The sequence below is a fragment of the Streptomyces sp. 1-11 genome, assembly GCF_007176755.1.
GTDB lineage: Bacteria > Actinomycetota > Actinomycetes > Streptomycetales > Streptomycetaceae > Streptomyces.
The window spans coordinates 1-25900 of record NZ_BJTV01000022.1; the positions used below are offsets into that span (position 1 = coordinate 1).

17 protein-coding genes and 3 pseudogenes are annotated in these 25900 nt (G+C 72.8%); 8 read left to right on the plus strand and 12 right to left on the minus strand.

Annotated elements, in window-relative coordinates; all coding sequences use genetic code 11:
• Positions 1 to 291 precede the first annotated feature (291 nt).
• The 3 genes and pseudogenes from TNCT1_RS32180 to TNCT1_RS32190 form a co-directional block, all read left to right on the plus strand.
• Positions 292 to 780, plus strand: a pseudogene (locus TNCT1_RS32180) (GNAT family N-acetyltransferase); the annotation flags it as partial.
• A 16-nt stretch (positions 781 to 796) separates the two neighbouring features.
• A complete protein-coding gene (locus TNCT1_RS32185; protein ID WP_143639213.1) occupies positions 797 to 1597 on the plus strand; it encodes a sugar phosphate isomerase/epimerase in 801 nt (266 codons plus the stop codon).
• A gap of 222 nt (positions 1598 to 1819) precedes the next feature.
• Entirely contained in the window at positions 1820 to 3067 is a 1248-nt protein-coding gene (locus TNCT1_RS32190) for an MFS transporter (protein ID WP_143639215.1), read from the plus strand.
• A gap of 200 nt (positions 3068 to 3267) precedes the next feature.
• Here the strand turns inward: TNCT1_RS32190 and TNCT1_RS32195 are convergent, their stop codons facing one another.
• From TNCT1_RS32195 to TNCT1_RS32215, 5 genes are all read right to left on the minus strand, one after another.
• Positions 3268 to 5103 carry a glycoside hydrolase family 3 protein gene (locus tag TNCT1_RS32195; protein ID WP_143639217.1) on the minus strand — a complete coding sequence of 612 codons (1836 nt, stop codon included), beginning with the start codon at positions 5101 to 5103 and terminating at the stop codon, positions 3268 to 3270.
• 199 nt (positions 5104 to 5302) lie between these two features.
• Complete coding sequence (locus TNCT1_RS32200; protein WP_143639219.1) at positions 5303 to 6724, minus strand: S28 family serine protease; 1422 nt, start codon at positions 6722 to 6724, stop codon at positions 5303 to 5305.
• 164 nt (positions 6725 to 6888) lie between these two features.
• The gene (locus TNCT1_RS32205; protein ID WP_143639221.1) at positions 6889 to 7281 is read right to left on the minus strand and encodes a hypothetical protein; all 393 of its coding nucleotides are present in this window, start codon (positions 7279 to 7281) and stop codon (positions 6889 to 6891) included.
• Positions 7282 to 7408: 127 nt separating this feature from the next.
• Positions 7409 to 11128: an ABC transporter ATP-binding protein gene (locus TNCT1_RS32210; protein WP_143639223.1), complete on the minus strand. Its 3720-nt coding sequence runs from the start codon at positions 11126 to 11128 to the stop codon at positions 7409 to 7411.
• A 122-nt stretch (positions 11129 to 11250) separates the two neighbouring features.
• Complete coding sequence (locus TNCT1_RS32215; RefSeq protein ID WP_143639224.1) at positions 11251 to 12174, minus strand: serine hydrolase; 924 nt, start codon at positions 12172 to 12174, stop codon at positions 11251 to 11253.
• A 366-nt stretch (positions 12175 to 12540) separates the two neighbouring features.
• On the opposite strand from TNCT1_RS32215, the gene TNCT1_RS32220 reads away from it, so the two are divergent.
• Positions 12541 to 13344, plus strand: a complete 804-nt coding sequence (locus TNCT1_RS32220; RefSeq protein ID WP_143639226.1) for an endonuclease I family protein — start codon at positions 12541 to 12543, stop codon at positions 13342 to 13344.
• Between the two features lie 69 nt (positions 13345 to 13413).
• Here the strand turns inward: TNCT1_RS32220 and TNCT1_RS32225 are convergent, their stop codons facing one another.
• The 3 genes from TNCT1_RS32225 to TNCT1_RS32235 are packed head-to-tail and all read right to left on the minus strand — an operon-like array spanning position 13414 to position 17593.
• Positions 13414 to 15099 (minus strand): thiamine pyrophosphate-binding protein, encoded by a 1686-nt coding sequence (locus tag TNCT1_RS32225; RefSeq protein WP_143639228.1) that lies wholly within the window; start codon positions 15097 to 15099, stop codon positions 13414 to 13416.
• Between the two features lie 5 nt (positions 15100 to 15104).
• Positions 15105 to 16076: an agmatinase gene (gene speB / locus TNCT1_RS32230; protein ID WP_143639230.1), complete on the minus strand. Its 972-nt coding sequence runs from the start codon at positions 16074 to 16076 to the stop codon at positions 15105 to 15107.
• Positions 16077 to 16132: 56 nt separating this feature from the next.
• Complete coding sequence (locus TNCT1_RS32235; RefSeq protein ID WP_143639232.1) at positions 16133 to 17593, minus strand: sodium:solute symporter; 1461 nt, start codon at positions 17591 to 17593, stop codon at positions 16133 to 16135.
• A 191-nt stretch (positions 17594 to 17784) separates the two neighbouring features.
• Between TNCT1_RS32235 and TNCT1_RS37025 the strand changes: the two are divergent.
• From TNCT1_RS37025 to TNCT1_RS32245, 3 genes and pseudogenes are all read left to right on the plus strand, one after another.
• Positions 17785 to 18135, plus strand: a pseudogene (locus TNCT1_RS37025) (PucR family transcriptional regulator ligand-binding domain-containing protein); the annotation flags it as partial.
• Between the two features lie 1224 nt (positions 18136 to 19359).
• A pseudogene (locus tag TNCT1_RS37030) lies at positions 19360 to 19599 on the plus strand (helix-turn-helix domain-containing protein); the annotation flags it as partial.
• Between the two features lie 104 nt (positions 19600 to 19703).
• Entirely contained in the window at positions 19704 to 20492 is a 789-nt protein-coding gene (locus tag TNCT1_RS32245; protein ID WP_143639236.1) for a phosphatase, read from the plus strand.
• A gap of 75 nt (positions 20493 to 20567) precedes the next feature.
• Here TNCT1_RS32245 and TNCT1_RS36050 read toward each other — a convergent pair whose 3' ends face one another.
• From TNCT1_RS36050 to TNCT1_RS32265, 4 genes are all read right to left on the minus strand, one after another.
• Complete coding sequence (locus TNCT1_RS36050) at positions 20568 to 20978, minus strand: hypothetical protein (RefSeq protein ID WP_160160447.1); 411 nt, start codon at positions 20976 to 20978, stop codon at positions 20568 to 20570.
• 401 nt (positions 20979 to 21379) lie between these two features.
• Positions 21380 to 22246 (minus strand): acyl-CoA thioesterase II, encoded by an 867-nt coding sequence (gene tesB, locus TNCT1_RS32255; protein ID WP_143639238.1) that lies wholly within the window; start codon positions 22244 to 22246, stop codon positions 21380 to 21382.
• A gap of 34 nt (positions 22247 to 22280) precedes the next feature.
• Positions 22281 to 23438: an acyl-CoA dehydrogenase family protein gene (locus TNCT1_RS32260; protein WP_143639371.1), complete on the minus strand. Its 1158-nt coding sequence runs from the start codon at positions 23436 to 23438 to the stop codon at positions 22281 to 22283.
• Positions 23439 to 23574: 136 nt separating this feature from the next.
• The gene (locus tag TNCT1_RS32265) at positions 23575 to 24180 is read right to left on the minus strand and encodes a TetR/AcrR family transcriptional regulator (protein ID WP_143639240.1); all 606 of its coding nucleotides are present in this window, start codon (positions 24178 to 24180) and stop codon (positions 23575 to 23577) included.
• A gap of 95 nt (positions 24181 to 24275) precedes the next feature.
• Between TNCT1_RS32265 and TNCT1_RS32270 the strand changes: the two genes are divergently transcribed.
• Positions 24276 to 25892, plus strand: a complete 1617-nt coding sequence (locus tag TNCT1_RS32270; RefSeq protein ID WP_143639242.1) for a carboxyl transferase domain-containing protein — start codon at positions 24276 to 24278, stop codon at positions 25890 to 25892.
• Positions 25893 to 25900 lie beyond the last annotated feature (8 nt).

The following is a 25900-nucleotide window of genomic DNA, read 5'->3' on the forward strand; positions in this document are numbered from 1 at the left end:
GCTCGCGGGGTTGGGTTGTGCGGGGTGTTTGAGGGGGGCGGGCGGGTGCGGGTGGGTGGGGGTTGATCGCGCAGTTCCCCGCGCCCCTGCTTGCTGCTCGCGGGGTTGGGTTGTGCGGGGTGTTTGAGGGGGGCGGGCGGGTGCGGGTGGGTGGGGGTTGATCGCGCAGTTCCCCGCGCCCCTGCTTGCTGCTCGCGGGGTTGGGTTGTGCGGGGTGTCTGAGGGGGTGGGGTCGGGGGGGTCGTTAGGGTCGGGGTTGTGAGTTCGGGTGGGTTTGATGAGGCCGGGGGCGTGCTGAGGGGGCCGTTGCCCGGGGAGCTGGGCTGGATCGTGCAGCGCAACGGCGCCCTGTACGCGGCCGAGTACGGGTGGGACGTCGAGTACGAGGGACTGGTGGCGCGCATCGTCGCCGACTTCGCCGAGGACCACGACCCGCGGCTGGAGCGGGTGTGGATCGCCGAGCTGGACGGCCGGCCGGTGGGGTGCGTGATGTGCGTGCGGGAGACGGACCCGGCCACCGCGCGGCTGCGGCTGCTACTCGTCGAGCCCTCCGCGCGCGGGCACGGGATCGGTGACCGGCTGGTGAGCGCCGTCATCGGCTTCGCGCGCGAGGCCGGCTACCGGGACCTGGTGCTGTGGACGAACGACGTGCTCAGCGGCGCCCGGCGCATCTACCAGCGGCACGGCTTCGTGCTCGTCGCCGAGAAGCCGCACCGTTCCTTCGGCCAGGATCTGGTCGGCCAGGACTGGCGGTTGGATCTGCGCGGAGCGGGCACCTGACGAGTAGGGTCCGAGCATGAAGCTGGCGTTCTCCACTCTCGGTGTCCCTGGGCTCTCCGTGCCCGACGTCCTGGCGCTCGCGAACGCGCACGGTTACCACGGTGTGGAACTGCGCGCCCATCCCGAGGAGCCCGTGCACCCCGGTCTGTCCCCCGCCGAGCGGGCCGAGACGGCCGCGCAGTTCAAGGCGGCCGGGATCGAACTGCTCGGCCTGGCCGGATACACGCGCGTCGCCGCGCCCGGCGACGACGCTCCCGTCCTCGACGAGATCCGGCAGCTCCTGCAACTCGCCCACGATCTGGGCGCCCCGTTCGTACGGGTCTTCCCCGGCGCCGATCCGGACCGGCCCCGCGAGGAGTCCGACGCCCTCGCCGCCCGGAGGCTCGGCGCCGCCGCCGAGGACGCCGCCGCGCTCGGCGTCCGGATCCTGCTGGAGACCCACGACTCGCACCGCACCGGCGCCGACGTGATCCGTGTGCTGGGTCCGGTCGGGCACCGGCAGGTGGGCGCGCTGTGGGACGTGATGCACACCTGGCTGGGCGGTGAGCAGCCCGCCGACAGCTACGCGGCGCTCGCCCCGCACCTCGGCTACGTCCAGGTCAAGGACATCGCCTCGGCCGAGGAGAGCGCCCCGCTGCCGCTCGGCGCGGGCGTGCTGCCGCTCACCGAGTGCGTGGACGTCCTGTGCCGCAACGGCTGGGACGGCTGGCTGTGCTGGGAGTACGAGAAGCGCTGGCACGAGTCCGCCGCCCCGCTCCCCGGCCTCCTCGACGCGGGCCGCGACCACCTCGCACGCCTGCTGGGCGAGGCCGCCTGACCGACCCCCGCGCCCGGCCCCGCGCGGGACGCCCGGCCCTTCACCCAGGGCCCGAGCGCCCGCGCCGGTCCGGACCGGGCCCACGGCTGGGGCCGGGTCCACTAGCCGAGCCGGGCCCATAGTTCGGCCGTTCCCGGCCCGGGTTTATTCGGTGGCCGGGGCGGTCGCGGGCGGCTAGCCTCCCCCGGTGAATCCGCAGGCCGCGCGCTCCCTCCCGCGCTCATGAGTCTCAGCCGTTCCCTCGTCGACGTGACGCCGCTGCGCACCTCGCCCGTCTTCCGGCGGTTGCTGATCGGCCGGACCGTGTCCCTGCTCGGCGGGTTCATGACCTCGGTGACGGTCATGTACCAGGTGTGGGACATGACCCGCAGCACGGCGTGGACCGGCGCGGTCGGGCTGGCGCAGGCGCTGCCGCTGGTGGTGTTCGGGCTGTTCGCGGGCGCCTGGGTGGACCGGGCGGACCGGCGCCGGGTCTATCTGGCGGCCACCGTGGGCCAGGCCGTCTGCTCGCTGCTGCTGGCCGTGCAGGGGTTCACCGGGCACGTCCCGGTGCCGGCGCTGCTCGCGCTGGTCGCCGGGCAGTCGGCCTTCGGCGCGCTCGGCGCCCCGGCGGCCGGGGTGTTCCTGCCCCGGCTGCTGCCCCCGGGGCAGGTGGGCGCCGGGCTCGCCCTGAACGCCGTCACCGGTCAGTCGATGATGCTGCTCGGCCCCGCCCTGGCCGGTGTGCTGCTGGGCCGGTTCGGCATCGGCACCTGCTACCTGCTGGACGCCCTCAGCTTCGGGGTCGCCTTCTACGGCGCCTTCGGGCTGCCCCCGCTGCCGCCGGAGGGCGAGCCGTCGCGGGCGGGGCTGCACGGGGTGCTGGACGGGCTGCGCTTCCTGGCCCGGCACCGGGTGGTGCGGGGCGCGCTGATCACGGACCTGGCCGCCACCGTGCTGTCCTTCCCGGTCAGCCTGTTCCCGCTGGTCAACGCCGAGCGGTTCGGCGACGACCCGCGCACCCTGGGCCTGTTCCTGTCGGCCCTGGCGGTGGGCGGGGTCTCGGCGACGGCCCTGTCCGGCTCGCTGACCCGGCTCGGGCGGCCGGGCACGGTGATGCTGTGCGCCTCCGGCACCTGGGGCGCGGCCCTGGTGGTGTTCGGGCTGTCGACCAGCCCCTGGGCCGGGCTCGCCCTGCTCGTGCTCGCCGGGGCGGCGGACGCCACCGCGGTCGTCTCCCGCTCCACGATCGTGCAGACCCGCACACCGGACGCGCTGCTCGGCCGGGTCACGGCGGCCGAGCAGATCGTCGGCCAGGCGGGGCCCAGCCTCGGCAACGTGCGCGGCGGGCTGCTCGCGGGCTTCACCTCGGGGGCGGCCGCTCTGGTCAGCGGCGGCCTGCTGTGCGTCCTCGCGGTGGCGGCGGTCGCGGCGGCGACGCCGGAACTGCGGGCGGGCACACGGGACCTCACCGTGCCGGACACGCCGTGAGCGGCACGGCACGGCACCGTCCCGGGGCGGCAGCCGGTCTCCTGCGGACGTCCGTCGTCCGGTGCGGCCCCCGGACAGGGGCCGCACCGGACGAGGACCGGGCCTGAAGCGTGCCGGGCCCGGCGCGCGGGCGCCGTCCGCCCGTCCGTCGCGGGCGTCCGGCCCCTGCCACGAGGCGTACGGCCGTACGCCTCGTCGGCCTAGTACGTCAGTCCGTGTCCCAGCGGGTACAGCACCTGCGCCGGGTCGTCCGCCCGCTGCACCGGCACCGGGAGCCTGCCGTGCGGCTTCACCCGGCCGGCGATCACCCGTGCGGCGGCGCGCAGTTCCACGTCGGTCCAGGAGTAGGTCGCCAGGAACCCCTTGACGGCGGGGAGCTGGGCGACGTCGTAGGGGTTGCGGACGGCGACGGCCACCACCGGTTTCCCGGTGGCGAGCAACTGCTCCACCAGGGTCCGCTGGCTGCTGCCCGCCGTCACGTTGTACGTGGCCACGACCACCGCGTCGGCGTCCCGCGCGGCCGTCACCGCCTTGGCGACGGTGGCGGCGGAGGGCGCGGTGCCGGTGGACAGGGCGGTGGCGGTGAAGCCCAGCTCGGTGAGGGCGGCCGCGAGCACCGTGGTGGGCGGACCGGTGGTGCCGGACGGGGAGGCCGGGTCGGCGCCGACGACGAGGACTCTGGAGCCGGCGCGGCGGTCGAACGGCAGGACGTGGTCCTCGTTGACGAGCAGGGTCGTGGTGCGCTCCGCGATCCGGTCGGCGGCGGCCAGATGGGCCTTCGTGCCCACCGTCCGGTCGACGCCGGCCGCGGTGACGTAGGGCGCCCGGTCGAGGAGGCCGAGTCCGGCCTTCAGCCGCAGGATGCGCAGGATCGATTCGTCCAGGCGGGCCTCGGTCAGCTCGCCGTCCTGGACGGCCTTGAGGACGGCGTGCCAGGCCACGTCCAGCGACGGCGGGTTGAGCAACTGGTCGACGCCCGCCTTCAGGGCGAGCACCGGCACCCGGTCGTCGCCGTACTTGGAGCGCACGCCCTCCATGCCGAGCGAGTCGGTGACCACGACCCCGTCGTAGCCGAGTTCGCCGCGCAGGATGCCGGTGAGGATCGGGGAGGAGAGGGTGGCCGGGTCGCCGGAGTCGTCGAGCGCCGGGAACTGCAGGTGGGCGGTCATGATCGAGTCGATGCCCGCCGCGATCGCCGCCCGGAAGGGCACCGCGTCCAGCCGCTCCCACAGCTCCCGGCTGTGCGTGATGACCGGGAAGCCGGTGTGGCTGTCGACGGCGGTGTCGCCGTGCCCGGGGAAGTGCTTGGCGGTGGCCGCGACCCCGGAGGCCTGATAGCCCTTCACCTCGGCGGCCACCAGCCGGGCCACCGCCTGCGGGTCGGCGCCGAAGGACCGTACGCCGATGACCGGGTTGGCCGGGTTGACGTTCACGTCGGCGTCGGGGCTGTAGTCCTGGTTGATGCCCATCGCGCGCAGTTCGGCGCCGGAGAGGCGGCCGAGGGTGTGGGCGTCGGCGGTGCGGCCGCCCGCGCCGATGGCCATCGCGCCCGGGAACAGCGTGGCCGGCTCGCCCACCCGGCACACGATGCCGTGCTCCTGGTCGGTGGCGATCAGCACCGGCAGGCCGCGGGGCTGTCCGAGGGAGACCCGCTGGATGCCGTTGGACAGGTCGGCGATCTGGTGCGGGTCGCGGGTGTTGTGCGCCCAGGTGAAGTAGATGATGCCGCCGACCCGGTACTTCGCGATCAGCTCGGCGGCCGTGCGGACGCCGATCTCCGCGAGGTTGGCGTCGACGTCGGCCTGGTCGGGGGCGGTGGCGGAGTGGCCGTAGACCCGCATCACGAAGAGCTGGCCGACCTTCTCCTCCAGCGACATGCGGGAGATGAGGGCGCGCAGCCTGGCGTCGCCGGAGGCGGCGGCGTGGGCGGTGGCCGGTACGGTCAGCGCGGCCGTGATGCCCGCGGTGGCGGCGAGAACGGCCCGTCTGGACGGCCGCGGGGTGTTTCCCGTGCTTGCCGTGCTGCTGTCGTGCACGCGTGCTCCTTCCGGAGGAGAACCGCTGAAGGAAACTTCCAAGGAGCCACCAATATCCGGGAAGTTTCTTTCCGTCAAGGGAACGCACAGGAAGCCGGGATGGGGCCGGACGGCCCAGGGCCGGAACGGGTTCCGCCCCACGCGGCGTCCCGGGGACGTCACGTGGGGCGGCGGGTGGGGCGGATCCAGCAGGGTCGGTTCAGGGGCGCAGCGCGGGCTCGCGCTCCACGTCCCGCACGTCCAGCCGCGCGTCGTGGCGGGCCAGCGGCCGGGCCGCGGACGGGTCGGCCTTGACCGCCGCCGGCGCGACGCCCGCCCACTCCAGGATGCGGGCCGTGGCCAGCGCCTTCTGGTCGGGCACCAGGCCCGCCACGTTGGCCCCGTGGTTCATGCCGGGGGCGGTGAAGACGTACGAGTCACGGGAGCCCGCGCCGAGCCGGAAGCGCTCCGAGCCCCACGGGTCGTTCTCGCCGTAGACGAAGAGCATGTGCCGGGCGTGCTGCCTGACCCAGGTGTCCACGTCCCGCATCGCGTCCGGCTGGAAGCGCATCGGGATGGAGCGGGGCACGAAGTTGCGGGGCGGCTGGTAGCCGTAGCGGATCAGCTTCTTCTCGATGTACGGGAAGTGGATGGTGGGGGCGCCGAGCTGGGTGCCCGCCTGGTAGTAGTACGGCGTGTACGTCTCCAGGCCCTGGTCGGTGTAGGCGGAGAAGCCGGAGATGGCGTCGACCGAGTCCCAGATCGCGTCGTCGGTCGCGGTCGCCGCGTCGGCGGGGATGGTGCCGCAGTCCTTCAGCAGGCTGTACTGCCAGAAGCCCCAGACGTAGTCGAGGACGACCGCCTCGTAGGCCTTGTCCAGGCCGCCGATGGTGTCGAAGGTGTAGCCGTTGTCGGCGGCGTACTGCGCGTACCGCTTCTCCAGCGGCTCGCGGCGCACCAGCGCCTCCCGCTGGACGGCGTTGAGCCGGTCCCGGCACTCCTTGGTGCCGACGCCCGCGAAGAACCGGTCGTAGGCCGAGTCCTCCTTGTTCACCACGTCGTTGGGGGCGACGTAGGCGACCACGCCGTCCATGTCGCTCGGGTAGAAGCGCTCGAAGTAGGTGGCCGTCATGCCGCCCTTGGAGCCGCCGGTGGCCAGCCAGTTGGCGGAGTAGATCGGCTTCAGGGCCTGGTAGACCCGGTGCTGGTCGCTGGCCGCCTGCCAGATGTCCAGCTTGGACCAGTCGGCCGGGGCCGGCCGGGACGGCGTGAAGAAGCGGTACTCCAGGGAGACCTGGTTGCCGTCCACGATCTGGGTGGGCTCCCGGCGGGACGGGGTCGTGGAGACGTTGTAGCCGCCGGTGTAGAAGACCGTCGGGCGGCTGGTGTCCTTGTGCAGCACGGTGATCCGCTGCTGGAAGGTGCCCTTGGACGGGTGCCGGTGGTCGACCGGCTGCGTGAAGTTCAGGACGAAGTACCGGTAGCCGGGGTACGGCTTCTCCTGGACCAGGCTCATGCCGGGTATCGCCAGGAGCCGGTCCTTGATGTCGGGCTCGGACTGGGCGGCGGTGGCCGCGCCCGCTGTGCTCAGCGTGCCTATGAACACCGTGAGCGCCAGCAGCCATCTGAGCGCCTTGCGCATGCGCACTCTCCCCTGTGAGACAGATGTGCGCCGGAAGCTAGCGGAGCAACTGCCGTGACACCAGAGGGGGTTGTACGGTTTGCACGGATCCGCGGCTTACGCGGCCGTTGCGAGGCTGATATTCGCGCGGCCCGGGGGTCAGGCGGGCCGCGGGCCGGGGCGGTTCAGCACAGGATCCAGCCGGAGCTGACCGAGTCGCGTCCCACCGAGCCCCGCACCCACACGCAGCGCTGCCCGGCGTGCACGGTCACCGGGCCGGCGTGGTGCCGGAACCGGCCCGCGTCCACGACCGGCCGGTTGCCCCGGGCCTGGACGCTGACGGACATCGCGCGCCGGGCGCCGGGGTGCCGGGCGACGGTGACGGCGCAGACGTAGCCGTTGCGCTTGTAGACGTGCACGACACCGGAGTCGAAGGGCAGGGTGCGTATCTCGTGTCCGGCGCAGGAGCCGGCCGGGGCCGCCTGGGCGGAGCCGGGCACCGCGAGGGCCAGCGCGCCGGAGGCGGCCAGCGCGGCCGCGCCGAGCGCCAGACGCCGGCGTATCGCACCACAGTCCATCGTCGTCCCTCCCCGTACCGCGGTCGTACGTCCCCGGTATACGTCACCGACGACCGTACTGATGTACGGACGCGCCGCGCGTGCCGGATGGTTGCACGGCCGCCCGGGGCGGCCGTGCGCCGGGTGTTCAGCGGGTGGCGCCGACCGGCTCCTCCGGCTCGGAGCGGCCGACGAACGTCCGCCATAGCTCCGCGTACCGGCCGTCGAGGGCCAGCAGCTCGTCGTGGGTGCCGTCCTCCACCACCCGGCCGTGGTCCATCACCACCACCCGGTCGGCGCGCGCCGCCGTGGTCAGCCGGTGCGCGACCACCAGTGTGGTGCGGCGGCCCGCCAGCCGGTCGGTGGCCTGGTTGACCTGGGCCTCGGTGGCCAGGTCGAGGGCGGCCGTGGCCTCGTCGAGGAGCAGCACGTCCGGGTCGACCAGTTCGGCCCGGGCGAGCGCGATGAGCTGGCGCTGGCCGGCCGAGAGGTTGCGGCCGCGCTCGGCGACCTCGTGCAGGTAGCCGCCGTCGAGCGTGGCGATCATCTCGTGCGCGCCGACCGCCCGCGCCGCCGCCTCGACCTCGGCGTCGGTGGCCTCGGGACGGCCGTAGGCGATGGCGTCCCGGACGGTGCCCGGGAAGAGGTACGCCTCCTGCGGGACCACTCCGAGGCGGTGCCGGTACGAGGTCAGGTCCAGGGTGCGCAGGTCCGTGCCGTCGGCCGTGACCCGGCCGGAGGTGGGGTCGTAGAACCGGGCCACCAGCTTCACCAGGGTCGACTTGCCGGCGCCCGTCTCGCCGACGAAGGCGACCGTCTGCCCGGCCGGGATCGTCAGGTCGATGCCGGTCAGCGCCTCCTCGTCGGCGCCGTAGGCGAAGTGCACGTCCTCGAAGGCGATGTCGCCGCGCAGGGAGCCGACCTCGCGGGGCTCCTCGGCGGCGCCGGTGGAGGTCGGCTCGCGCAGCAGTTCCTGGATGCGGCCGAGGGAGACGGTGGCCTGCTGGTAGCCGTCGAAGACCTGGGAGAGCTGCTGGACCGGGGCGAAGAACAGGTCGATGTAGAGCAGGTACGCCACCAGCGCGCCCGTGGTCAGGGTGGCCGCCTCCACCCGGCCGGCGCCGGTGATCAGCACGGCGGCCGCGGCGACCGAGGACAGGAGCTGGACGAAGGGGAAGTAGACCGAGATCAGCCACTGGCCGCGGATGCGGGCGGCGCGGTAGCTGTCGCTGCGCGCGGCGAACCGGCGGGCGCCGTCCGGCTCGCGGCGGAACGCCTGCACGATCCTGAGCCCGGCCACCGACTCCTGCAGGTCCGCGTTGACCAGCGAGACCCGTTCACGGGCCAGTTCGTACGCCTTCACGCTGGCCCGGCGGAAGAAGAAGGTGGCGACGACCAGCGGGGGCAGGGTGGCGAAGACGACCAGGGCGAGCTGCACGTCGATCACCAGCAGGGCGGCCATGATGCCGAAGAAGGTGACGACCGAGACGAACGCCGTGACCAGGCCGGTCTGCAGGAAGGTGGAGAGGGCGTCGACGTCCGTCGTCATCCGGGTCATGATCCGGCCGGTCAGCTCGCGCTCGTAGTAGTCGAGGCCGAGCCGCTGGAGCTGGGCGAAGATCTTCAGCCGCAGGGCGTACAGCACGCGCTCACCGGTGCGGCCGGTCATCCGGGTCTCGCCGACCTGCGCGGCCCACTGCACCAGTACGGTGAGCAGGCCCAGCAGCGAGGCCGCCCACACCGCGCCCAGGGCCATCCGGCTCACGCCCTGGTCGATGCCGTGCCGGATCAGCACCGGCAGCAGCAGGCCGGCGCCGGCGTCCACGGCGACCAGCAGCAGGCTGACCAGCAGCGGCAGGCCGAAGCCGTGCAGCAGGCGGCGCAGTCCGTAGGACGCCTCGGCGCGCACCGCGCGGGCCTCGTCGACGTCGGGGGTGTCGGTGGCCGGGGGCAGCGCCTCGACCTGGGCGAGGAGCTCGGGGGTGGCGGGGGTGCCCGCCATGGCCGCGTCCCTGGGCCGGCGCTCACCCGTCCACAGCCGGGGGGTGATGCCGCGCTCGGCGTCGAACTCGGCGTCCAGCTCCTCGCGCAGGCTGGTGTCCTCCTGCGGCTCGGCGGGGCCGGTGTGCCCCGGGGAGACGCCGCCCAGCTCGTCGGGGTCGGTCAGCAGCCGGCGGTACAGGGCGCAGCGCTCCTGCAGTTCCTCGTGGGTGCCGAGGTCGGCGAGCCGGCCGCCGTCCAGGACGGCGATGCGGTCGGCGAGGTTCAGGGTGGAGCGGCGGTGCGCGATGAGCAGGGTGGTGCGGCCCTCCATCACGTGCTTGAGCGCCTCGTGGATCTCGTGCTCGACGCGGGCGTCCACGGCGGAGGTGGCGTCGTCCAGGACCAGCAGGCGCGGGTCGGTCAGCAGGGCGCGGGCGAGCGCGACGCGCTGGCGCTGGCCGCCGGAGAGGGTCAGGCCGTGCTCGCCGACCTTGGTGTCGTAGCCCTCGGGCAGCTCGGAGATGAACCGGTCGGCCTGGGCGGCGCGGGCGGCGGCCTCGATCTCCTCCCGGGTGGCGTCCGGGCGGCCGTAGGCGATGTTCGCGCCGACGGTGTCGGAGAACAGGAACGAGTCCTCGGGCACCAGGCCGATCGCGGCCCTGAGCGAGTCGAGGGTCAGCTCGCGCACGTCGTGCCCGCCGATCAGGACGGCGCCCCGGGTGACGTCGTAGAAGCGCGGCAGCAGCAGCGAGACGGTGGACTTGCCCGAGCCGGAGGAGCCGACCACGGCCAGGGTCTCGCCGGGCCGGATCTCGAAGCTGAGGCCGTCGAGGACGGGACGCCCCTGGTCGTAGCCGAACGACACGTCGTCGAACTCGACGGTCGCGGGCGCGTCGGCCGGCAGGGTCTTCGTGCCCTCCCGGAGGGTCGGCTCGGTGTCGATCAGCTCCAGCACGCGCTCGGTGCCGGCCCGGGCCTGCTGCCCGACGGTGAGGACCACGGCGAGCATGCGGACCGGGCCGACGAGCTGGGCGAGGTAGGTGGAGAAGGCGACGAAGGTGCCGAGGGTGATGTGCCCGCGCACGGCCAGCCAGCCGCCGAGGGCGAGCATGGCGACCTGGCCGAGGGCGGGCACCGCCTGCAGGGCCGGGGTGAACCTGCTGTTCAGCCGGACGGTGCGCAGCCGCCCCGCGAAGAGCCTGCGGCCCACCTCGCGCAGCTTCCCGGTCTCCTGCTCCTCCTGCCCGAAGCCCTTGACCACCCGGACGCCGCTCACCGCGCCGTCCACCACGCCGGCCACGGCGGCGGCCTGCGCCTGGGCGTACCAGGTGGCGGGGTGGAGCTTGCTGCGGCTGCGCTTGGCGATCGCGTACAGGGCCGGGGCCACGGCCAGGGCGACCAGGGTCAGCGGCAGCGACAGCCACGCCATGATCACCAGGGACATCACGAAGAGCAGCACGTTTCCGATGGTCATCGGGAGCATGAAGAGCAGGCCCTGGATGAGCTGGAGGTCGCTGGTGGCCCGGCCGACCACCTGGCCGGTGGACAGCTCGTCCTGGCGGCGGCCGTCGAGGCGGGTGATCGTGCCGTACATCTCGGTCCGCAGGTCGTGCTGGACGTCGAGGGCGAGCCGTCCGCCGTAGTAGCGGCGGACGAAGGTGAAGACGTAGACCAGGACGGCCGCGCCGAGCAGGGCGCCGGCCCACACCGCCATGGAGCGGGTGTGGGCGCCGATCACGTCGTCGATGATCACCTTGGTGAACAGCGGGACGACGGCCATGACGGCCATGCCACCGAGGGAGGAGCCGAGGGCCAGGACGACGTCCTTCGGATACCGCCAGGCGTAACCCGCCAGCCGCCGTGCCCATCCCCGTTGCGCTGCCACGCCGGTGCCTTCCTGTCGTCCTGCTCTACCGGAAGGCACCAACGCCGGGGCGTGCGGATTTCATCCCCCTGCAACAAAACGGGGCCGGGCGCCGAGTCGTCACCGGGGGTGACGTAGCCGTCTCAGCCCTGCGGCGGCACCGCGACGTGCGCCTCGCTCGGGGTGCTGGTCGGGGTGTAGCGGGTGACGCCGGACGTGGTCGGCACCAGGTCCTTGTGGATCGCCTTGGCGACGTTCTGGATGGTGGTGACGCCGTAGCTCATGGTGCTGTTGCCGTGCGTCAGCACGGACATCATGTAGTCGTGGCCGCCGCCGTCGAAGGTGCCGAGGCTGTGCACCCGCCAGCCGTGCGTGGAGCGCTGCAGCCAGCCGTTCTTGACGTGCACCGTGACCGTGGACGGCGCTCCGGCCGGGGTGCCCCAGCGCTGCGAGGAGACGACCTGGTTCATGAGCTTGAGGATGTAGGCGCGGGAGTTGTCGCTCAGCACGCTGTTCCTGGCCGTGAGGAGCTTGAGCAGCTTCTGCTCGTCGGTGACGTTCTCCTGGGTCAGGCCCCAGTAGCCGTTCGCGCCCGGGACCGTCCTCGTCATCCCTGCGGCGGACAGGAAGCCCTTGATCTTCGTCATGCCGAGCTGCTTCCAGAGCGTGCTGGTCGCGTTGTTGTCCGACTTGGTGATCATGGCCTTGGCGAGCGAGGCCTCACGGTCGGTCAGGTACCGGTTGTGCTTCTTGGCGTCCCACAGCAGCGTGGCGAGGACGGTGACCTTGACGGTGCTGGCCGAGTCGTAGGCGGTGGTGGCGCGCAGGGTGCAGGTGGTCTTGGTGGACCGGTCGTACAGACCGATCGCGACGGTGCCCTTGCGGTTGGCCAGGGCCGCGGTGATGTCCTTCTTCAGCTTGGCGGCCAGGCCCGCCTTGGCGGACGTGCAGCTGACGGTGGGCGCGGTCGCCGCGGCGGCCGGGCCGGCGGCGACGGCCGGTATGAGCACCGCGGTGCCGAGGGCGACCGCGAGCGCTCCGGCGCGTATGGATGTGCGGGGAGTCATGCATGCGTTGACTCACCGGGACGGGTGACGGTTGTACGTGGGGTCGGTCACGGGTGCGGCAACACTCCCCTCATGCCGCGGACGGAAGGGCAACTCATCTAGTCCGGCACCCTGTTCGCGGCACCTGCCGTGCTGCGCCACCTCGCCCGGCCGGACCGGGAGCCGCAGTCCGTCCCGGTCTCCATCGCGCCAGCCGGGCGGTCACCCCGGTCGGCACGCCACCCACCGCCGCGTCAAATGACCGTTACCCCCGGCGACTTACCGGGTTCCGACACACAACGGTCACCTCCGCTTCACCACCACTACTGCATGCCCATGTCACGCTCCGGTTGTCCGCTCAATCAACCCGCGTAGATCGGCCCCCACATGACCGTGACGCACGTACACCGTTGGAAGACTCCGGCACTGGCCGTCTCGGCCCTGCTCGTCGGGCTCACCCTGCCCACGGCGGTCGCCGCCCCGGCGAGCGCGACGACGACCTCGTACGACAGCACGTACTACAAGAACGCCGTCGGCAAGACGGGCGCGAGCCTCAAGTCCTCGCTGCACACCATCATCAGCAGCCAGAGCAAGATCTCGTACTCGGCGGTCTGGAACGCGCTGAAGGTCACCGACCAGGACCCGAACAACAGCAACAACGTGATCCTGCTCTACAGCGGCGTCTCGCGGGCCAAGTCCCTGAGCGGCGGCAGCACCGGTGACTGGAACCGCGAGCACGTGTGGGCCAAGTCGCACGGCGACTTCGGCGAGGTGACCGGCCCCGGCACCGACCTGCACCACCTGCGCCCCGCGGACGTCCAGGTCAACAGCGTCCGCGGCAACAAGGACTTCGACAACGGCGGCAGCGCGGTCAGCGGCGGGGGCGGCAGCCTCACCGACTCCGACTCCTTCGAGCCGCGCGACGCGGACAAGGGCGACGTGGCCCGCATGATCCTCTACATGGCGGTCCGCTACGACGGGGGCGACGGCTTCGCCGACCTGGAGCCCAACGAAAAGGTCGACAACGGCAGCAACCCGTACATCGGCAAGCTGTCCGTCCTCAAGCAGTGGAACGACGAGGACCCGCCAAGCGCCTTCGAGGAGAAGCGCAACCAGGTCATCTACGACACCTACCAGCACAACCGCAACCCGTTCATCGACCACCCGGAGTGGGTCGACGCGATCTGGTAGACGCGCGACGGCGGTGGGCCTCACCCCGCGCGGGGAGGTCCACCGCCGTCCGGCGTCCGGCGCGGCCGGTCAGCTCAGATGGGTCGGCGCGAACATCCGCAGCACCGCCGGCAGGACCACCACCGACGGGCCGGGCGACGCCAGCGCCTTCGCCAGGTCCGCCTCCAGGGTCTCCGGGGTGGTGCGCACGCCCGGGACGCCGAAGGACTCGGCCAGGGCCACGTAGTCCGGGCGGGCCAGTTCCGTCGCCGTGGCCTGGCCGAAGGCGTCGGTCATGTACTCGCGCAGGATGCCGTAGCCGCCGTCGTCGACGATCAGCCAGGTGACCGGCAGGTCGTACTGGCGGGCCGTGGCCAGTTCGGCGATCGAGTAGAGGGCGCCGCCGTCGCCGGAGACCGCGAGGACCGGGCGGGTGGGGTCGGCCGCCGCCGCGCCGAGTGCCGCCGGGAAACCGTAGCCGAGACCGCCGGCGCCCTGGGCTGAGTGCATGGTGTTCGTGCCCCGGGGGTCGAACGCCGACCAGGCCCAGTAGGCCAGGATCGTCATGTCCCAGAAGGACGGGGAGCCGGTCGGCAGGGCGCGGCGGACGGCGGCCAGCACGTCCTGCTCCAGGGTGAGTTCCTGGGCGGCGATACGGTCCGCGACCTTGGCCAGCAGGTCCCGCACCCGCTGCGGCGCCGACTCGTCGTCACGGTCCTCCACCGTCTCCAGCAGGGCCTGGAGGGCGAGGCGGGCGTCCGCGTGGATGCCGAGGGCCGGGTGGTTGGACTCCAGTTTGCCGAGGTCGGCCTCGATCTGGATCACCCGGCCGCGGGGCCTGAACGTGTGGTAGTTCGAGGAGAGTTCACCGAGGCCGGAGCCGACCACGAGGAGGACGTCGGCGTCCTCCAGGAAGTCGGTGGTGTGACGGTCCTCCAGCCAGGACCGCAGGGAGAGGGGATGCTCCCAGGGGAAGGCGCCCTTGCCGCCGAAGGTCGTCACCACCGGGGCGTCCAGCTTCTCCGCCAGCGCCTTCAGCTTCCCGGACGCGTCGGCCCGTACGACTCCGCCGCCCGCGATGATCGCCGGCCGGGCCGCGCGGGACAGCAGGTCGGCGGCGACCGCGGTGAGTTCGGGGCGCGGGAGGAGGTCGTCGGGGGTGGCGTCCATCGCCGTCACCACCGGCAGCGGGGTCTCGGAGAGCAGCACGTCCTGGGGGATCTCCACCCACACCGGGCCGTGGGGAGCGGTGAGCGCCGACCGCCACGCCTCGGCGATCGCCGACGGAATCTGCGACTGGGTGCGGACGGTGTGCACCGACTTGACCACGCCCCGGAACGAGGCCGACTGGTCGGGGAGTTCGTGCAGGTAGCCGTGGCGCCCGCCGCCCAGCCCGGCGGTCGGGATCTGGCTGCTGATCGCCAGCACCGGGGCGGAGGCGGCGGCCGCCTCCTGGAGCGCGGCCAGCGAGGTCAGCGCGCCCGGGCCGGTGGAGAGCAGCAGCGGGGCCGCCTCACCGGTGACCCGGCCGTACGCGTCCGCCGCGAAACCGGCGTTGTTCTCCACCCGCAGGCCGACGTAGCGCAGGGACGAGCGGCGCAGGGCGTCGAACATGCCGAGGGCGTGCTGGCCGGGCAGGCCGAAGACGGTGGTCGCGCCCAGCCCGGCCAGGGTCTCCACGACCAGGTCTCCGCCCGTGCGCCCGGGGGGAGGGTTCAGCGCGGTCGAGATCTGTGCCTCGGTCGGGCGGAGCACCAGGTCGTGGTCGTGAGTCACTTCGCTTACGCGTCCTTCCGGGCCGCCGCGATCTGGCGGCTCATGATGGTGGTCAGTTCGTAGGCCGTGTGGGAGGCCGCCACCGAGGTGATCTCCGCGTGGTCGTACGCGGGGGCCACCTCCACGACGTCCGCCGACACCAGGTTGCAGGAGGCGAGCCCGCGCAGGATCTCCAGCAGCTCGCGGGAGGTCATGCCGCCCGCCTCCGGGGTGCCGGTGCCGGGCGCGTGGGCCGGGTCCAGGCAGTCGATGTCGATGGAGATGTACAGCGGGCGGTCGCCGATGCGCTGGCGGAGCTGGTCGGCCACCTCGTCGGCGCCCCGGCGGTAGACGTCCGCCGAGGTGACGATGCCGAAGCCCATCTTCTCGTCGTCGGTGAGGTCCTGCTTGCCGTACAGCGGGCCGCGGGTGCCGACGTGGGAGAGCGCCTCGGTGTCGAGGATGCCCTCCTCCACCGCGCGGCGGAACGGGGTGCCGTGGGTGTACTCGGCGCCGAAGTAGGTGTCCCAGGTGTCCAGGTGGGCGTCGAAGTGGAGCAGGGCCACCGGGCCGTGCTTCTTCGCCACCGAGCGCAGCAGCGGCAGCGCGATGGTGTGGTCGCCGCCGAGGGTCATCAGGCGGGCGCCGGTGCCCAGCAGGTCGTCCGCGGCGGCCTCGATGGTCTCCACGGCCTCGTTGATGTTGAACGGGTTCACGGCGATGTCGCCGCCGTCCGCGACCTGCGCGAGGGCGAAGGGGGAGGCGTCCTGCGCCGGGTTGTACGGGCGCAGCAGCCGGGACGCCTCGCGGATGGCGTTGCCGCCGAAGCGGGCGCCCGGCCGGTACGAGACGCCGGAGTCGAACGGCACGCCCACCACGGCGACGTCGGCGGCGCCGACCTCGTCCAGGCGGGGCAGCCGGGCGAAGGTCGCGGGGCCGGCGTACCGCGGGACGCGGGAGGAGTCGACGGGGCCGCGGGGCGTCTCGTTGCTGCTCATGGTCAATTGCCTTCTTTCCAGCGCTTCATCACGCTTGTGCTGCTTTTCCTACGACTCTACTGGTGAGCCGCTACCGGTTCGGACACGAGTTCGGGGGTGCGTCCCGCGAGGCGTTCCCGCCAGGCGGCGAGGACGGCCTCGTCGGTGGGCCGGGTCGCCAGGGAGACTGCGACGTAGACGACGAGGGAGGCGAGCAGTCCGTAGTAGACGGGCTCGTTGGCGAGGATGCCGTAGCCGGCCATCAGGCCGATCACGGCGAGGCCGCCGACGGCCACGGAGGCCAGCGCGCCCTGCGCGGTGCCGCGCTTCCACAGCAGGCCGCCGAGGATGGGCACGAGCAGACCGCCGACGAGGAGGTTGTAGGCGACCGTCAGGGCCTCGACGACGTTGTTCAGGGCGATCGCGGTGCCGATCACCGCGAGGCCCATGACCAGGATGAAGACCCGGTTGCCCCGGACCTCGTCGTGCTCCTCGCCGGAGGACCTGACCACGCCCCGCAGCCGCGACCAGATGTCGTTGTTGGCGACGGTGGCGCAGGCGATCAGGGCGCCGGAGGAGGTCGACATCACGGCGGCGAGGGCGGCGGCCAGCACCAGTCCGCGCACGCCGATGGGCAGTTCGTCCTTGACGATGGTGGCGAACGCGTCGTCCGGGCTGCCCAGCTTGGGGTACAGCACCTTGGCGGCCGTGCCGATCACGGCGCCGGCGAGCGCGTAGGCCAGGCAGTAGGTGCCGGCGACCGTGCCGCCCCACTTGGCGGTCCGGTCACCGCGGGCGGTGAACACGCGCTGCCAGATGTCCTGGCCGATCAGCATGCCGAAGGTGTAGATCAGCACGTAGGTGAAGATCGTCTCGCCGCCGATGCCCAGCGGGTCGAAGTACGAGGTGGGCAGCTTGGCCTTCATCTCGGAGAAGCCGCCCGCCTTGACCACCGCGATGGGCAGGAGCAGCAGGAGCACACCGATCGTCTTCACGACGAACTGCACCATGTCGGTGAGAGTGATCGACCACATGCCGCCCAGCGTCGAGTACGCGACGACGATCGAGCCGCCGATGATGATCGCGACGGTGCGGTTCATGTCGAAGAGGACGTCGAAGATGGTGGCGTACGCGATGGTCGACGTCACCGCCAGCATGAGGGTGTAGGCCCACATGACCAGGCCGGAGATCACGCCCGCGCGGCCGCCGTACCTGAGGTCCAGCATCTCGGAGACCGTGTAGACCTTCAGCCGGGCGATGCGCGCCGAGAAGAAGACGGACAGGGCCAGCAGGCCGAGGCCGATGGTGAAGACCATCCACGCGCCGGAGAGGCCGTACTGGTAGCCGAGGCCGACGCCGCCGATGGTGGACGCGCCGCCGAGGACGATCGCGGCCATGGTGCCGGAGTACATGGCGGGCCCGAGGCGCCGGCCGGCCACCAGGAACTCGCTCTTGGACTTGGCGCGGCGCATGCCCCACCAGCCCATGGCCAGCATGCCGGCGAGATAGACGACGATCACTGTGTAGTCGACGGCCATGTGGGGCCCTCCTTCGCGCACATCCGGTGGCGTGTCGTGCGGTTGCAACGGGGACGTGACGGCAGCGGTTCGCGGGGACATCCGCCCGTACCCGCGGCTGCCGGACTGACTTGACACTAGGTGGCCGGAAAGCGACTGCGAAGTGTACGTTTCATCCATATGCACGGGGCTGGATGGAGGGAACGCACACCATGCCGGAACCGGTCGCCCCGGCCGTCCCGCCGACCCCGCCGGTCGCGCTCTCGGCCCTGCTGGCCCGGGAGGACCTCGCCCTGCGCCAGATCGCGGGCCCGGCCGGCCCGGCCCTGGTGATCCACGGCGCGCACACCTCGGAGATGGCCGACCCCTACCCGTACCTGCTGGGCGGCGAGCTGCTGCTGACGGCCGGGGTGCACATCCCGCAGGGGGCGGAGGCGGGCAGGTTCGACGACTACGTATCCCGGGTCGTGGCGGCGGGCGGCGCGGCCCTCGGCTTCGGCGTGGCCCCCGTGCACGACACCGTGCCGCCCGCCCTGGTCGCGGCCTGCGACGCGCAGGGACTCCCGCTGCTGGAGGTGCCGCCTCGGACGACCTTCTCGGGGGTGGCCCGCGCGGTCTGGCAGCTCATGGCCCAGGCCCGGCTGGCCGAGCTGCGCCGCGTGACCGACGCCCAGCAGAGCCTCGCCGCGGCGGCCTCCCGTCCGGACCCGGTGCCCTCGGTGCTGCGCCAGCTCGCCCAGCGCCTGGGTGGCCACGCGATTCTCTTCGGCCCGGACGGCACCGGCATCGCGCAGGCCGGCCGCACGGTGCCCGACGAGGTGCGCGCGGCCCTGTCGAAACTGACGCAGGTCGTCCGCCCGACCGGCCCACGCCCCCCGGAACCGGACAGGGGCACGGCCGGCGCGCCCGGCCTGCCCGCCGTGCCCCGGTCCGGCACGGCGGGTGCGCCTGGCGCCGGGGGGCCCGGTACCGGAGGCGCCAGAGCCGGTGGCGCCGGGGGTCCCGGGACCGGGGCCGCCAGGGACGGTGGGGCCGGGGGGCCCAGGGCCGGTGGCGCCGGTAGCCCCAGGACATCCGGCGTGGGCGGTCCCGCGCCGGGTGAGCCCGGCTTCGCCGCGCCGGGCGCCGACGCGGCCGGCGTCTCGGGGCCCGGGCGTGCCCCCTTGGGGGGCGCCGCCGCGTCCGCCGCCCCCGTGCCCGCGTCCCTGCCCCGGCCGGCCCCCTCCTCGGCCACCGACACCCTCGGTGACACCCACCTCGCCGCCTACGCCCTCGGGGCCGGTGAGGGGTTCGTGCTCGGGGTGGCCTCCGGGCAGCGCGGGCCCGGAGACCACACCATCGCCTCCGTCGCCGCCGTACTGCTCTCCCTGCTGACCGGCGAGCACCAGAGCGGGTCGGGCGCGGCCCGGTCCGCCGCGCTCGTACGGCTGCTGCTCGGTTCGTCCCCTGAGGAGGTCGCGCCGCTGCTCGGGGACGGCCGCTGGATCGTCGTGCACGCCCGGCCGGAGGCCCAGTCGCCGGACGCCGTGGCCGCCTCCGCGCTGGGCGCCGCCCTCGGATCGCCGCTGGTGGACGTGGGCCGGGACGTGGTGCGGGTGCTGGCGCCCGCCGAGCGGGAGCCCGTGCCGCAGCCGGGCTGGACCCTCGGGGTCAGCGCGGCCGCCGGCCCCGGCGAGTGGCCCGCCGCCGACGGCCAGGCGGCCCGCGCGCTCGCCCGCGCCCGCGCCACCCGCGTCCCGCTGGTCCGGCACGGGGCCCGGCCGGGCCTGGCGGAACTGGTGCCCAGGGCGGACGCCCAGGCGCACGCCCGTGCGCTCCTCGGGCCGCTCGGCGCCCAACCCGCGCTGGCCGAGACGCTGCGCACCTGGCTTTCGCTGCACGGCAGTTGGGACCGCACGGCGGTGGCGCTCGGCGTGCACCGCAACACGGTGCGGCAGCGGATCGCCCGCTGCGCCGCGCTGTTGGACGCCGACCTGGACGACGCGGACGTGCGCATGGAGCTGTGGTTCGCGCTGCGGCAGGGCTGAGCGGGGCCGCCGGGGCCGGGTGTTGCGGGGAGACCCGGTGATCCGGGTCCCAGCCTGCGGTACGGCGAGGACGCGTCCGGCCGGCTGCCCTCACAATGGGAGGCATGCCGATACCCGGGACACCCAGCCGCGCCCAGCTCGTCGACCATCTGGTGAGGACCCGTATCGCGGGGGACGTCGCCACGCCCCGCGAGAACAACCTCTCCCACTACCGCAGGCTGGCCAACGGCGAGCGCAACTTCTGGCTGGGGCTGGAACTGGGCGGCCGCTGGGCGGACGAGCAGGACGTGCTCGCGGTGATGGCCGAGCGGGTGGGCGTGAACGACGACCCCGAGTACCGGTACGGGCAGGACACCATCGACCCCGAGCTGACCGTCGACGCGCTGGACCGGCTGGCCGCCCGGCTGCGCAAGGCCGCCGAGGGACGCCAGCGGGTGCTGTTCGCCACCGGTCACCCGGGCGGTCTGCTCGACGTGCACCGGGCCACGGCCGCGGCGTTGCGCGCCGCCGGCTGCGAGATCGTGGTCATCCCGGACGGGCTGCAGACGGACGAAGGTTACGTCATGCAGTTCGCGGACGTGGCCGTCCTGGAGCACGGCGCGACCCTGTGGCACACGCACTCCGGTGAGCCGATGCGGGCCATCCTGACCGGACTTGAGCGCGAGGGGCGCCCGCTGCCGGACCTGGTGGTCGCCGACCACGGCTGGGCCGGGTACGCCGGACAGCACGGCGTCGACTCCGTCGGGTACGCCGACTGCAACGACCCGGCGCTCTTCCTCGCCGAGTCCGAGGGAACCGTGCAGGTGACGGTGCCGCTCGACGACCACGTGGTCAGCCCGCGCCACTACGACCCCATGACGGCGTATCTGCTGGCGGGGGCGGGCCTCGACTAGCTCCCTCCGGGCGGCACGGCGAATGTGCGGCTCCGTGGCCGGAGCCGCACATCCTCATCTCAGGAGGTGGCCGGTTCAGCGACCCCCGTAGCCACCGCCGCCACCGCCGTGGTCGCCACCGTGGTCGCCACCGTAGCCACCGTGGTCGCCACCGTAGCCACCGTGGTCACCGCCGTAGCCACCGTGGTCGCCGCCATAGCCGCCATGGTCACCGCCATAGCCACCGTGGTCGCCGCCATAGCCGCCATGGTCACCGCCATAGCCGCCGTGGTCGCCATAGCCGTAGTCGTCGTCATCGTCGTTCCACCACCGGTTGTGGTGGTTGGAGTGGTCGTTGTCTCCCCAGTCCCGGCTGTGGCTGTAGGAGCCGTGGTCGCTGTGGTCAGAGGCCGAGGCGGTGCCCGCCGTGCCGATCGCTGCTCCGCCGGCCAGCAGCAGGCCAGTGGCGGACAGGGCGACAAGGCGCCTCGTGCGCTGTGCTCGCATGGGAAATACCTTCCATCCCTGGGTGGATGGCCGCCGCCGCGGATCAAGGGGAAGAGCGGGGCGGTCGGGAGGTCGTCGCAGCGTGTGGACCACGACGTGCGTCACCTTGCCGGCGCCTGCGGCCCACCCGTACGCCATCGCGTCCCCGGGTGCCGCGGCTGAGGTCCGATGGTCCCGCGACCTCGCCGACCGGGCATGCCGTGCACTGCGGCTTCACTCCAGAGCCTAGTCCCCCATGTGTCACACGTCACTTTGAGCAGGCAACTATTTGCCGCCCATTCCGAAAAAGGTTTTCGGGGGCCGTCCGCCCCCGGCGGCGGGCGCGGCGAACCGCGGCGCCGCCCGCGCCCACCGCCCCGAACTGCGGCCCCGGACAACGCCGGAGCCGCTCGCGGTCCGGTTCAGCGGGGGACGCGGACGACGCCCTCCTGGATGACCGAGATGGCCAGCCGGCCGTCCTGGGTGTAGATACGGGCCTGGCCGAGGCCCCGGCCGCCGTGCGCGGACGGCGACTCCTGGTCGTACAGCAGCCACTCGTCGGCGCGGAAGGGCCGGTGGAACCACATCGCGTGGTCCAGGGACGCCCCGACGACGTCCCCGACCGCCCAGCCGCCCCGGCCGTGCGCGAGCAGCACGGAGTCGAGGAGGGTCATGTCGGAGACGTAGGTGGCGAGTACGACGTGCAGCAGAGGGTCGTCGTCGAGCTTGCCGTTGGTGCGGAACCACACCTGGGAGTGCGGTTCGCGCGGCTCGCCGAACCTGCCGTACGGCGGCTCGTCCACGTAGCGCAGGTCGATCGCCTCACGGGCCTCGAGGAAGCGCTCCACGACCTCGGGCGCGAGATGGGCGTAGCCGCGCATCCGCTCCTGGGAGGTGGGCAGCGCGGCCGGGTCGGGCGCGGCCGGCATGGCGCTCTGGTGGTCGAGCCCCTCCTCGTACGTCTGGAAGGACGCCGAGAGGTGGAAGATCGGCTTGCCGTGCTGCACGGCGACCACCCGCCGGGTGGTGAAGGACCGGCCGTCGCGGATGCGGTCGACGCTGTAGACGATCGGCGCGCCGGGGTCGCCCGGCCGCAGGAAGTACGCGTGCAGGGAGTGGGCCTGCCGGTCGCCGGGGACCGTGCGCCCCGCGGCGACCAGCGCCTGCGCCGCGACCTGCCCGCCGAAGACGCGGGGCACGACCGCGGAGCGGGACCGGCCGCGGAAGATGTCCTCCTCGATCTGCTCGAGGTCGAGCAGATCGAGGAGGTCCTGGAGTGCCTGGCTCATGGGGTGGTTGTACCCGCCGGTGATTGCGGGGACCTTACAGGCCCATGTCCTTGGCGATGATCGTCTTCATGATCTCGCTGGTGCCGCCGTAGATGCGGTTGACGCGGTTGTCCGCGTACAGGCGGGCGATCGGGTACTCGTTCATGTAGCCGTAGCCGCCGTGGAGCTGGAGGCAGCGGTCGATGACGCGGTGCGCGACCTCGGTGCAGAAGAGCTTGGCGGAGGCCGCCTCGGCGGGGGTCAGCTCGCCGGCGTCCAGGGCCTCGGTCGCGCGGTCGGCGACGGCCTCGGCGGCGTCCACCTCGGCCTGGCACGCGGCCAGCTCGAACTTGGTGTTCTGGAAGTGGGCGACCGGCTTGCCGAAGACGGTGCGCTCCTGGACGTACTGCTTGGCGAACCGGACGGCGGCCTTGGCCTGGGCGTAGGCGCCGAAGGCGATGCCCCAGCGCTCGGAGGCCAGGTTGTGGCCGAGGTAGTAGAAGCCCTTGTTCTCCTCGCCGAGCAGGTCCTCGACGGGCACCTTGACGTCGACGAAGGCCAGTTCGGCGGTGTCGGAGGTGCGCAGGCCCAGCTTGTCCAGCTTGCGGCCGATGGAGTAGCCCTCGGACTTGGTGTCCACGGCGAACAGGGAGATGCCGTGGCGGCGGTCCTCGGCGGTCGGCGCGGAGGTCCGGGCGCAGACGATCACCTTGTCGGCGTGCACACCGCCGGTGATGAAGGTCTTGGCGCCGTTGAGGACGTAGTGCGTGCCGTCCTCGGAGAGCTTGGCGGTGGTCTTCATGCCCGCGAGGTCGGAGCCGGTGCCCGGCTCGGTCATCGCGATGGCCCACATCTCCTCGCCGGTGACGAACTTCGGCAGGTAGCGCTTCTTCTGCTCGTCCGTGGCCAGCATCTTGATGTACGGCAGGGCGAGCAGCACGTGCACGCCGGAGCCACCGAACTGCACGCCGGCGCGGGCGGTCTCCTCGTAGAGGACGGCCTCGAACTTGTGGCTGTCCATACCGGCGCCGCCGAACTCCTCGGGCACGTTGATCCCGAAGATGCCCAGCTCGCCGAGCTTGTAGTAGAAGTCGCGCGGCGCCTGGCCGGCGGCGAACCACTCGTCGTAGACGGGGACGACCTCGGCCTCGATGAAGGCGCGAAGGGTCTCCCGGAACGCCTCGTGATCCTCGTTGAACACCGTACGGCGCACGACCGCCACCTCCACGTACCTCGGCATGACATTCGGGCATGTCTAAGCGCTTGCTCAGAGCCCAAGATACTGGCGGGTACGTTCAGCCGTCCAGGGTGACCTTGACCACCCGCGGGCCGGGCGGCGCCCCCGGGCCTCAGCCCTCGGCCGCTCCGGCCGCCCCGAAGGCCCCGCGGGCCATCCGGTGCAGCAGGGCCGCCGTGGCGGCGCGGCCCGGCAGGGTGCCGGCGCGGCCGAGGTGCGGGGTGGAGTTGAGCAGCCCGAAGACCGAGTGGACCGCCGAGCGGGCGCTGGGCTCGGTCAGCCCGGGGTAGACCTCGCGCACCACCTCGACCCACAGCTCCACGTACTGCCGCTGCAGCTGCCGCACCAGCTTGCGGTCGCTGTCGCGCAGCCGGTCCAGCTCGCGGTCGTGCAGGGTGATCAGGGGGCGGTCGTCGAGGGCGAAGTCGATGTGGCCCTCGATGAGCGAATCGAGGACCCGCGGCGCCCCGGTCTCCCCGTCGGCCTCGGCCAGGCGGCGCTTGGCGCCGGTCAGCAGCCGGCCGCTGATGCCGACCAGCAGCTCCGCGAGCATCGCGTCCTTGCCCGGGAAGTGGCGGTACAGGCCGGGGCCGCTGATGCCGACCGCGGCGCCTATCTCGTCCACCCCGACGCCGTGGAAGCCGCGCTCGGCGAAGAGCCGGGCGGCCTCCTTGAGGATCTGCTCGCGGCGGGTGGGGGCGTCGGTTCTGGTGGCCATGCCGGTAATTCTAGACAGCGAGGTTAGCGGTCGTTAACCTGAGCGAGATGGTTAACGCTCATTAACAGTCACCACTGGGTGAGGGGACCGCAAGAATGCAAGAGGCACCGGAGCTTCACAGCGCGGCCGATCCCGCGTCGGAGGCCTGGCGGGCCAATGAAGAGGCTCATCTCGCACTCGCCGGGGAACTGCGCGGCAAACTGGCCGCCGCCGCGCTCGGCGGGGGCGAGAAGGCGCGGGCCCGGCACACCGCGCGCGGCAAACTGCTGCCGCGGGACCGGGTGGACACACTGCTCGACCCGGGCTCGCCGTTCCTGGAGCTGGCTCCCCTCGCGGCCGACGGGATGTACGACGGGCAGGCACCGGCCGCCGGCGTGATCGCCGGGATCGGCCGGGTCAGCGGGCGCGAGTGCGTGATCGTCGCGAACGACGCCACCGTCAAGGGCGGCACGTACTACCCGATGACGGTGAAGAAGCACCTGCGCGCGCAGGAGGTCGCCCTCGACAACCGGCTGCCCTGCGTCTACCTCGTCGACTCCGGCGGAGCGTTCCTGCCGATGCAGGACGAGGTGTTCCCGGATCGCGAGCACTTCGGGCGCATCTTCTACAACCAGGCGCGGATGTCCGGCGCCGGCATCCCGCAGATCGCGGCCGTCCTCGGCTCCTGCACGGCCGGCGGGGCCTACGTGCCCGCGATGAGCGACGAGGCGGTGATCGTCCGCAACCAGGGCACGATCTTCCTGGGCGGACCGCCGCTGGTGAAGGCGGCCACCGGCGAGGTCGTGACCGCCGAGGAGCTGGGCGGCGGCGAGGTGCACTCCCGGATCTCCGGGGTCACCGACCACCTCGCCGAGGACGACGCGCACGCCCTGCGGATCGTGCGCAACATCGTCGCCACGCTGCCCGCGCGGCGGTCCCTCCCCTGGGAGGTCACCCCGGCCGTGGAGCCCAAGGTCGACCCGGCCGGGCTGTACGGCGCCGTCCCGGTGGACTCCCGCACTCCCTACGACGTGCGCGAGATCATCGCGCGCGTGGTCGACGGCTCGCGGTTCGCCGAGTTCAAGGCCGAGTTCGGGCAGACCCTGGTCACCGGCTTCGCCCGGATCCACGGCCACCCGGTCGGGATCGTCGCCAACAACGGCATCCTGTTCTCGGAGTCCGCCCAGAAGGGCGCCCACTTCATCGAGCTGTGCGACCAGCGCGGCATCCCGCTGCTGTTCCTGCAGAACATCTCCGGCTTCATGGTCGGCCGGGACTACGAGGCCGGCGGCATCGCCAAGCACGGCGCCAAGATGGTCACGGCGGTGGCCTGCACGCGCGTGCCGAAGCTGACCGTCGTGGTCGGCGGTTCGTACGGCGCCGGCAACTACTCCATGTGCGGCCGGGCCTACTCCCCCCGCTTCCTGTGGATGTGGCCCAACGCCAAGATCTCCGTCATGGGCGGCGAGCAGGCCGCCTCCGTGCTCGCCACGGTCAAGCGGGACCAGATGCAGGCACGCGGCGAGCAGTGGCCCGCCGACGACGAGGAGGCCTTCAAGGCCCCGATCCGCGCCCAGTACGAGAGCCAGGGCAACGCCTACTACGCCACCGCCCGCCTGTGGGACGACGGCGTGATCGACCCGATGGAGACCCGTCAGGTGCTGGGACTCGCCCTGACGGCCTGCGCCAACGCGCCGCTGGGAGACCCCCAGTTCGGCGTCTTCCGGATGTGAGGAGGGGA

Excerpts from the sequence above, each read along its gene's own strand:
- TNCT1_RS32185 (WP_143639213.1), top strand. The coding sequence starts at position 797 with ATGAAGCTGGCGTTCTCCACTCTCGGTGTCCCTGGGCTCTCCGTGCCC.
- TNCT1_RS32190 (WP_143639215.1), top strand. The coding sequence starts at position 1,820 with ATGAGTCTCAGCCGTTCCCTCGTCGACGTGACGCCGCTGCGCACCTCG.
- TNCT1_RS32200 (WP_143639219.1), bottom strand. The coding sequence starts at position 6,724 with ATGCGCAAGGCGCTCAGATGGCTGCTGGCGCTCACGGTGTTCATAGGC.
- TNCT1_RS32205 (WP_143639221.1), bottom strand. The coding sequence starts at position 7,281 with ATGGACTGTGGTGCGATACGCCGGCGTCTGGCGCTCGGCGCGGCCGCG.
- TNCT1_RS32215 (WP_143639224.1), bottom strand. The coding sequence starts at position 12,174 with ATGACTCCCCGCACATCCATACGCGCCGGAGCGCTCGCGGTCGCCCTC.
- TNCT1_RS32220 (WP_143639226.1), top strand. The coding sequence starts at position 12,541 with ATGACCGTGACGCACGTACACCGTTGGAAGACTCCGGCACTGGCCGTC.
- speB (WP_143639230.1), bottom strand. The coding sequence starts at position 16,076 with ATGAGCAGCAACGAGACGCCCCGCGGCCCCGTCGACTCCTCCCGCGTC.
- TNCT1_RS32235 (WP_143639232.1), bottom strand. The coding sequence starts at position 17,593 with ATGGCCGTCGACTACACAGTGATCGTCGTCTATCTCGCCGGCATGCTG.
- TNCT1_RS32245 (WP_143639236.1), top strand. The coding sequence starts at position 19,704 with ATGCCGATACCCGGGACACCCAGCCGCGCCCAGCTCGTCGACCATCTG.
- TNCT1_RS36050 (WP_160160447.1), bottom strand. The coding sequence starts at position 20,978 with ATGCGAGCACAGCGCACGAGGCGCCTTGTCGCCCTGTCCGCCACTGGC.
- tesB (WP_143639238.1), bottom strand. The coding sequence starts at position 22,246 with ATGAGCCAGGCACTCCAGGACCTCCTCGATCTGCTCGACCTCGAGCAG.
- TNCT1_RS32265 (WP_143639240.1), bottom strand. The coding sequence starts at position 24,180 with ATGGCCACCAGAACCGACGCCCCCACCCGCCGCGAGCAGATCCTCAAG.
- TNCT1_RS32270 (WP_143639242.1), top strand. The coding sequence starts at position 24,276 with ATGCAAGAGGCACCGGAGCTTCACAGCGCGGCCGATCCCGCGTCGGAG.